This is a genomic window from Nostoc sp. DedQUE12b, from assembly GCF_034530835.1.
Taxonomy (GTDB): Bacteria; Cyanobacteriota; Cyanobacteriia; order Cyanobacteriales; family Nostocaceae; genus Nostoc.
Map to the genome: position 1 here is coordinate 1,491 of NZ_JAVRCI010000139.1, position 8,844 is coordinate 10,334.

General features: G+C 43.0%; 3 protein-coding genes. 1 reads left to right on the forward strand and 2 read right to left on the reverse strand.

All coding sequences use genetic code 11. The annotated features are described in order from the left end of the window. Nucleotides 1–257: 257 nt before the first annotated feature. Nucleotides 258–617: a hypothetical protein gene (locus RMY16_RS32390; RefSeq protein ID WP_322739811.1), complete on the forward strand. Its 360-nt coding sequence runs from the start codon at nt 258–260 to the stop codon at nt 615–617. A 127-nt stretch (nt 618–744) separates the two neighbouring features. Here the strand turns inward: RMY16_RS32390 and RMY16_RS32395 are convergent, their stop codons facing one another. Together RMY16_RS32395 and RMY16_RS32400 are read right to left on the reverse strand one after the other, a co-directional pair. After that, nucleotides 745–2,766 carry a carotenoid oxygenase family protein gene (locus tag RMY16_RS32395; protein WP_322739812.1) on the reverse strand — a complete coding sequence of 674 codons (2,022 nt, stop codon included), beginning with the start codon at nt 2,764–2,766 and terminating at the stop codon, nt 745–747. Nucleotides 2,767–3,175: 409 nt separating this feature from the next. After that, on the reverse strand, nt 3,176–8,536 hold the full coding sequence (locus tag RMY16_RS32400; protein WP_322739813.1) for an AAA family ATPase: 5,361 nt from the start codon (nt 8,534–8,536) through the stop codon (nt 3,176–3,178). Between the last annotated feature and the right edge of the window lie 308 nt (nt 8,537–8,844).

An 8,844-nucleotide genomic window follows, 5' to 3' on the forward strand; every position in this document is an offset into this window, starting at 1 on the left:
GCTTTAACGTTTCCGCGTTTTGCGCAAGCTGTAGCAACTTCTGCTTTAACGTTTCCGTGTTTTGCGCAAGCTGTAGCAACTTCCGCTTTGATGTTATACCAATTCGCAATTGTTAATTCAAAATTCGTAATTACAAATTGGTATAAAGCAAACAAATTTTAGGCTTTTTTAGAAAAATCAACAATTCCACGTATGACAACTTCTTCAACAATTGTCCACTATAGAGTTATGAGAAATTGAGAAAATGAGTATTAATTATGGGAAGGCGAAAACGCAATTCACGTACTCTTGGCAAAGCCGAACTACGTCTAGCAAGCGTTAAATCTATTAGTCAAACTCTCGATGTCGGAGAGGGATTAACAGTCAAAGATTATACTGAAAAAATCGAAAGCGTGCGGCAATCTCTAGAAGCATACAATACCACTCTCTCTACTATTGATATCTTACTAACCCAGCTCGTCGAAAACGAACAGGAATTAGCAGACTATTCTGAGAAACTTTTGCGTGGTATTGCTTATAAATATGGTAATAATAGCCATGAGTATCAGATGGCTGGAGGCACTCGTAAAAGCGATCGCAAGCGTGCTGTGCGTCAAAGCGTGGTTTTGCCGAAGTAAGTAGGTACGATTAAACCAAAGTATGTAAAATTTTTTAAAACTAAAGGAGAAAGGTTTTTCTTTTACCCTTTCCCTTTCTCCTTGTGAATATATAATGTCAGTTCAATTACTGCGATCGCAACGTCTTCTACTGAAAATGTGGATAGACTGCTTCTGCAAATAATTGCTGAATGGCTGGCTGCTTAAGTAACGATTCGTAGTCTTGTCGCACCGGGATATCGTAACTAGAAGTGCGAGGTGCGATCGCAGATAACCAAGCAGTATGCATTGTGAAGCCAAAATCCAGTTGGGGATGGCTCAATTTGCATATAGGCCCAGCCCCTAATTGATCGGCTTGGAAGATCCAAATTTCGTTGTTATTTCCCCCAAATACCGTACAGACGATATAGCCATCTGTAGAACTGCCATTGCTGTTCAATCTCGGTACAAACTGGGGTGAACTGATAAAGTAACCAGAGGGCGCATCATAAAAATCTGCCACCTCCATTTTGATTGTATCGACCCGAAACAAAGAAGAAGGGCGATTGTGAAATGCTTCTTCTCGTTGCATTAATTCTTTTAGTGGTACAGCCCGATAGGGATACTCTTCGTACAGGTTGTAAATAAACTCAGTCAGCAGTTCTGGCCAAAAACCGAGGGATTGCCAATAAATATTATCAATCCGCTGAGGAGGCAATCCAGAGACCAGCTTTTCTTGGCAAGCATAGAACCCTATACCCCAATGACGACGAGTATCGTAAATTACTTTAGCATCTTGAATCTGACCTGTCTCGCCATCTATTTGATAGCGACCCAGACGACCCACATCCATTTGCCCATTAGATAACATTCCTCCCAACCGCAGAGGCGCAGATTTGGGAGCATCGAATTTTGAGATATCATACTTGCGAACCCATTCAGCGATATCTGTGGCGCAGAGATGGGCAGTATGCATTGTGATTTGACCGTCAGGGTTTTCGTAATCGGTCAAAAAATGCACTGTTTCTAAAGGAATTAGGGCTGGGCGGACTACCACAGTAGTCACATCTGGCTTCAAGTCAGCCCGACGCACGATGTAAATGGGAGAATTGGGCTGCTGCGATCGCGTCAATAATTGCCGCAGGAGGCGCTCAGTTTCTAAACTATTGGGAAATGGGTTATTCAGGATTTGTTCTGGGCCAATTTTCAGGGAAGTGTCCATCAGCACCACATAGTCTTTGGTAATTGCCAACTGATGCATACTTTGTTCAATTCGCACCGGGGAACCATCCGGCAGTATCAACTCCCAGTGCTGGAGTTTACCGACACCATCCCACCGCATCAGATGAACAAAATCTGGCATAGCAGTTCCCAACAATTTCTCAATCCAGCCAATCAATAATTGCGAGAAACTTTGAGAAAACTTTGAGAACATTCCCAAGGGAATCCGCAAAGAATTGTTGTCTAAAAGTTGAGCGATCGCACTTAACAGTTGCTCGAATTCCTGGGGCAGTTGTTCCAAGTCATAAATGAAACGCGCACTTTCAAGAAAATTACTCAGCGATCGCCCATAGTTAACTAAGAAAACTTCGTTAGTATAACCATCAAAGGCTGGATGAGACGTACTCAACACAGGCGAGAAAGGATAGGGCAAAGGTAGAAACGATTTCCACTCAGTGTTGCCTCCCACTGGGGTAACAACCTCTAAACTATTGGTATCAATTTCGTAGGGACGACCAGCGTCATAGGTAATCATTAATCGCTCTTGGCTATCTTTAGCCGTATTAAAGGCGAGAAAGGCAATATCTACCTCATCTCGCAAGCCCAAGGAAGGGGAGAAGCGTAACAACCCATGATCGCGAAATTGATGAGAGCGATAAGTCGGATTTTTAAAAGTTGCCTGATCTGCATAGTAGCAAGGTGTACGTGCCAGTTTCGTTTTGACAGTCACCTGTCCGCCTTGCCAGTCAAAGCGGTAAATCATCCCATCACCGTTAAAAATGTGGGTTGCATTTGGATTGGGTAAGCCCCCAGAGGCAACACTACCTACAGGCGCAATAATAAACGTATGTCCTGATAAATCTGCCGGTACATCTCCATAGATGACATTCATCGGTAAATTTGATATTTCCTGACGGCTGGAAGTCATTGCTGCCTCTGGAAATCGGGGTTCGGGAATTTTGTGATTCATTAATTGATACCCTGGTATTACACTCTGGTTTGGTGTTTTGCCTTTAGGTATAACACTAGGTTTTAATTTAAAAGTTGAGTTTTTGCCCTCAAATGTCCAAACATCAGCTTTTTCAGGATTTTTGAATCCAACTATGAAGAGTGCTGAGTTGAAAGACCGCTTACAACGGGCTACCGTGTATACACAAGTCTGAAATAGCTGATAAATAACGGTTTTACCCCACCCTAACCCTCCCTTTGCAAAGGGGAGGGAACTAGATTTCCGGTTTCCCCTAGCCGTCTTTCTTGAATAGACGAGTATGTAAGTACTTGCAAAGGGGAGGGAACTAGATTTACGGTCTCCCCCCTTTACAAGGGGGGATTAAGGGGGGTAATTCTTAATTTAATCAGCATTCAGTATAGTAAATACCTTAAAATTTAACTGCGTCAGTAAAAATTGATGCTATTTCTTTTCCCGGCTGACAGCGCTCAAGATATATCTGGGCGACTTGATCCCACGGGTTTTGCTGCAAGCAATCTTGAAAATATTCGGCTGCTGCGGCAAATTGTTGTTGTTCGTAACACGCTAATGCTCTTGCAAATACTTCTAAAGTAGCCGCTTTGCCTGCACTCACTTTTGGGGGATCGGCTGCAAACACTTCATGGACAGTCACAGCATTCGTCTTACCCTTCACCTTTACCTGACCAACTACACGAATACCATAGCGATCGCGATTTTGTAAGCGCTCAAAAGTTTGGTCGGTAATTAGGAGTGGGGCGTTGAATGTTTTGGTTAATCCTTCGATTCGCGCTGCTAGATTAACTGCATCACTAATGACTGTGCTATCCATGCGATTCAACCCGCCGACTGTCCCCAAAATTAGCGAACCAGTATTAATCCCAATGCCAATTTGAATTGGTAAGTAACCATTGGCTTGACGTTTTTCGTTGTAGGTTGTTAATGTCTGCAACATGGCAATTCCCGCCTGGACGGCATCATCGGCATCTCCTGCAAACAAGGCCATGATGGCATCACCAATATATTTGTCGATAAAGCCATTGTTTTCCAGAATGATCGGCTCCATGCGACTGAGATAGGAGTTAATAAATCGGAAATTCTCGGCGGGAGTCATGCTTTCGGAAAGGGTGGTGAAGGCGCGAATGTCGGTAAATAAAACTGACATTTCTCGCTGCACCTGATCGCCTAATTGCACATCTATAATGCTTTGCTTGTTGAGGAGTTGTAGAAATTGACGCGGGACAAAGCGCTCATAAGCTTTGTTGAGTGCAGCTAAATCTGTATACAAACGGGCATTTTCAATGGAAATAGCTGCTTGTGCTGAAAGCAGATTGAGCAACTCCAAACGATCTGGGGTAAATGCTCCGGTTGTCAAGTTATTTTCTAAATAGACAATTCCTGCTAACTTTCCTTGGTTAATCAAGGGAGTACACAGAATCGATCGCGGTTGGTATTGGCGAATGTAGGGATCTTTAATGAATTCCCCAATCCCCACTGCTTCGTGAATGGCATCATTTAGAACTACATTAGTTTTAGTGCGAATCACATAATTAACGATCGCAGTCGAAAGAATTTGGTTATCTTCAATACTGAGTGATTCCAATACCTGAATGGTATTCTCACCAACAGTTCCCTGAGCTTCAATAAGAAATTTCCCCTTAGTTGACAACAGCAAAAATCCCCGTTGCGCCCCGGCATTTTCCATTAAAATCCGCATTAAATTAGATAAAAGTTTATCTAGCTGAATTTCTTCGGAAAGGGTTTGAGAAGCTTTGATGACTGTCACCAAATCCAATGATTCGGAGCGGCTGGTACTTGTGAGACCTGTCGGGCTGGAAGTAGTGGTTGATAAAGTTGAGTTAACAGCTTTTTCTAGAATGCGCGTTAAGATTTGGGGATACTTGGCTTCTAAATCTTTTACCTTGGCGATCGCTCCCCACTGCAAATAAAGATAGCGGGCTTCTTGTAGATAAACTTGGGCGATCTTCAATTTGTTTTGGGCCAAGTAAAATTTCGCAGTTAATTCATTGGCGAGAGCCGCTTCATTCAAATATTGGTTGTCTTGAGCTAAGGCAATGGCGCGATCGTAACAGGCGATCGCCTGACTAGATTCTCCATGTACCCGATGCCATTCTGCTTCTACCAGCGCTAATTTATGGCTATAGTTGACAGGAGAAAATTTTGCCCATACTTGCAATTTTTTCTGGTTTGCTGCCACTCGCTGAAGTAACTTTTGACGTTCGGCTACACTGACAATAGAAGCTAAAGCTAGTCGTCCTAAAGAGTCATAAAAATAGAACCATCCCACAATATATAAACCCACGACTGCATCTAAATAAGGAATTGCCAAATCTGCATTTTTGACGGCTGTAGTATAATCTTCAAACCAATAATTCAGCGTTAATTGATTAGTATAAATATAAAAAATAGCTGTGCGGTAGTTACTCTCAATATGCTGGGTTAACATAGCCGTTGCATCATAAAATTCTCCCACCAACTGACAGGGATTAGTATTTTTGCCTTGTAAATTAGCAACTGCTTGGCGATACATTTGAATGAGAACAAAAATCGGTTTTTTCTTAAACTGCTGAACTGCCTCTGCGTAAATAGCTAAACATTCATCCAATTCAGCCAGATTTTGACCAGTAAAATAGCAATGCATAGTGCATGTATTGGCACAAAATGCAGCATATTCGGTATCACCCGTATCGCGCCCAACTTGAAATGCTCCATCTAGCGAAGGAATAGTATTTTGGAGTGGTTCTTGCCAGTGGCGGACAAAGGAATTAACTACAAATAAAGTTCTCGCTTGCAGGTGCTTGGCATTGAAGCGGTCTAGCACTTTCAAAGCTAATTCACCAAATTTATATCCCCCTTGCAGATCCCCGACAACGCCACAGAGAATCAAGCCATAAGTAGCGTAGGCAAAGGCTGATTCCGCAGCGTTGCCGTATTTGGCGGATATTTCTACCTGTTTAAAGACTGTCAAAGGAAAAACGTTAGGGGCTGCTAGGTAGGTTGCGGAGGCGATACTTGCAAGGATGCGAATTGCCGCTAATTTTGTGGGATGGGTAAGTTTTGGCAAGTCGGCTAAGGTGTGTACCTGCTTACCTACCAAAGCAAATTTAGTTTTTAACAGTCCCAGCATAATTTGCGGTTGACCGGGGTTGCTAGCCAAGGGAATGCCCAGTAGTTGCAGAACTTGCAGACCGAGTTTAGAAGCTGCTAAGAGTTGATCGCGGGCGATCGCAGCTTGAATTTTGATGGCATAAACCTGCACCTGATCGACTGTACTGCGGGTCTTTTCTAGTACTTCATCTGTGAGTGCATCCATGCGTTCAAAGTCCCCACCCAGATAAGCAGCTTCGGCGGCGGCGGTGTGCAATGCCAAAGCTAGCTGATACTGTTGCCGCCAACAACTAGCTGCTAGGCTGTTAATCCCCATTGTCAGATAATCTAAGGCTGGCTGATAGGCTGCTGAGGCTTTGGCTTTGTTACCTGCTGTTAAATTTAACTGAGCTAGTTTTTGGCGCTGTTGAGGGTCTGTAATCAGGTTGATGCCGAAATTCAGTTGGTTAACAATGTCAAAAATCCTTTCTTCTTGCTTTTGGGGAGTAATGCCTTGTAATAATAGTTGCCCAATCTGCAAGTGTACTGCCTGTTTTTGGTCAGTAGAAATCAGTGAATAGGCTGCTTGCTGGACGCGATCGTGCAGAAATTTGTAGACTACATCCAAATTTGTCAACGCTGTTACTTCTAGGTCGGCAACTTGCAAGAGTTGGTAGTCATTACCTTGGGGTAAAATTAGTCCGGTTTGCACGGCTTCCCAGAGTTGGGCGGCTACATCTGCGAGAGATTTTGAGCTAGCGATCGCTAAAGTATGCAAATCAAAGGAATTGCCAATACAAGCTGCTAATTTTAAAGCTTCCTGGGTGGCTACTGGCAGCTTTTGAATTTTCAGCGCCATCAACTCGACGACGTTATCAGTAATCTGGGCTGCCTGGATTTTTGTCAGTTGCCACTGCCATTGTCGCTGAGTGAAATTAAACTGGAGTAATTCTTCTGCATACAGCGATTTCAGAAACTCATTCATGAAGAAGGGATTGCCGTTAGTCTTTTGCTGAAGCAGTTCTGCTAAAGGAGTAACTTCTGCTAAATCGGCATTGTTGAGGGTATCGCTGAGAAGTTGTTGAATTTCAGGCAATGCTAAGGGCGTTAAGGTGAGTTCGTGAATAGCCACTCCTGCTTGTTCTAAGGATGCGATCGTTGTCCGCAAGGGATGGCTTTTATCTACTTCATTATCACGATAAGCACCAATCAACAACAGATATTGACTGTCTGCTTGACTCATTAACAACTGAATTAGCTGGAGTGATGCACTATCCGCCCATTGCAGGTCATCCAAGAACATTACTAAAGGATGTTCCTTTTGGGTAAAGACTTTAATAAAGTTTTGCAAGACTAAATTAAACCGAGTTTGCGCTTCCTTGGGCGATAGTTCTACAACAGGTGGCTGCTGACCAATAATCAGTTCCACCTCTGCAATCACTTCGATAATCACCTGGCCATTGACACCAAGAACATCTAATAATTTTTTGCGCCAAGTAGTAATTTCGGCTTCACTTGTAGTTAACAGTTGGCGAATTAAAGCTTGAAAGGCTTGAATTAAAGAACTGTAGGGAATGTTGCGTTGGAACTGGTCAAACTTCCCAGAAATAAAATATCCCCGGTGTTGGGTAATCGGTTTATAAATTTCTTGAACTAGGGCTGATTTGCCAATCCCAGAATAACCTGCAATCAGCATCACTTCGCTTTGACCGTGACTAGCTCGCTCAAAAGCTGCCAGTAAATTTGTTACTTCCGCTTCTCGTCCGTACAGTTTTTGAGGAATTTGAAATCTACCGGAGCGATCGTGTTGTGCTAGTTCAAATAAGATAATTTGCCCTGTAGTGTTCAGCATCTCCAGGCATTGCTGTAAATCTGCCTGTAATCCAAAAGCACTTTGATAACGTGCTTCGGCGGTCTTTTCCAGCAACTTCATCACAATTTGCGAAAGCGCTGGCGGAATTTGGGGATTGATGCGATCGGGCGGAATCGGTTGTTTGGCAATATGGCTGTGAACCAGTTCCACAGGATCGTCGCTAATAAAAGGTAAATGCTGAGTTAACAGTTCGTAGAAAGTGACTCCCAAAGAGTAAAAATCGGTGCGATAATCAATCGAGCGATTCATCCGTCCTGTTTGTTCGGGAGAAATATAAGCGAGAGTCCCTTCTAAAACATTCAGATTTCGCAACGTGGGATTTTCCCGCGACAGCAAAGTAGCAATACCAAAGTCAATTATTTTTGTTTGTTGAGTCGTGGGATTAAGAAGAATATTGGCAGGATTAATGTCTTTATGAATAATCTGTTGCTGGTGAATTTCTTCTAAAGCTGTTGCTACTTGTATAGCCAATTGCAAAAAATCCTCTAGCGGTAGAGGCGATTGATTGAGTAACTCACGCAGAGGTTGTCCACCAAAATCCTCTAAAACTAAGACTAAGGTGTTTTGATATTTCTTTAAGTCGTAGGCTTGGATAATTCCAGGCGCTTGAGCGCGGCGCGTGAGATCGTATTCAAGTTTAAACCGAGCGATCGCTTCTGGGGATGGGTATTCTTGCCGCAGAACTTTCATTACTACTGGTTGTCGATCTAACTCTCGATATCCCCGATAAACCTGAGAATTGGGGCTTGTGTGCAGTTCTGTCAGGACTTTATACCCTTCCAGTGCGATCATAGATTACTCAAGCGTTTGCTGTGTTGTTAAAGTCTATTCAGTATAAATTACTCACCTTGCAAGTGAACAGAGATTAGCCGAATGCTACAGTTAACAGACTGTGAGTAGATTGGACAAAAGCGATCGCACACATCACCAATCAAAATTACTTATTTGATTTGATTTGAAGTGGGATAGTATATTTGTCCTAGAAAAACTAGTGCTACTGCAATTAAATTACCCTCCGATGCATTAGCTAAGGTGTACACATAAGTCAAATTACCCCCCTTAGTCCCCTCTTGCAAACGGTGTACACACAAGTCGAATTA

Bases quoted from the DNA above. Each gene is read 5' to 3' on its own strand.
- RMY16_RS32390 (WP_322739811.1), top strand. From the start codon at position 258: ATGGGAAGGCGAAAACGCAATTCACGTACTCTTGGCAAAGCCGAACTA.
- RMY16_RS32395 (WP_322739812.1), bottom strand. From the start codon at position 2,766: ATGAATCACAAAATTCCCGAACCCCGATTTCCAGAGGCAGCAATGACT.
- RMY16_RS32400 (WP_322739813.1), bottom strand. From the start codon at position 8,536: ATGATCGCACTGGAAGGGTATAAAGTCCTGACAGAACTGCACACAAGC.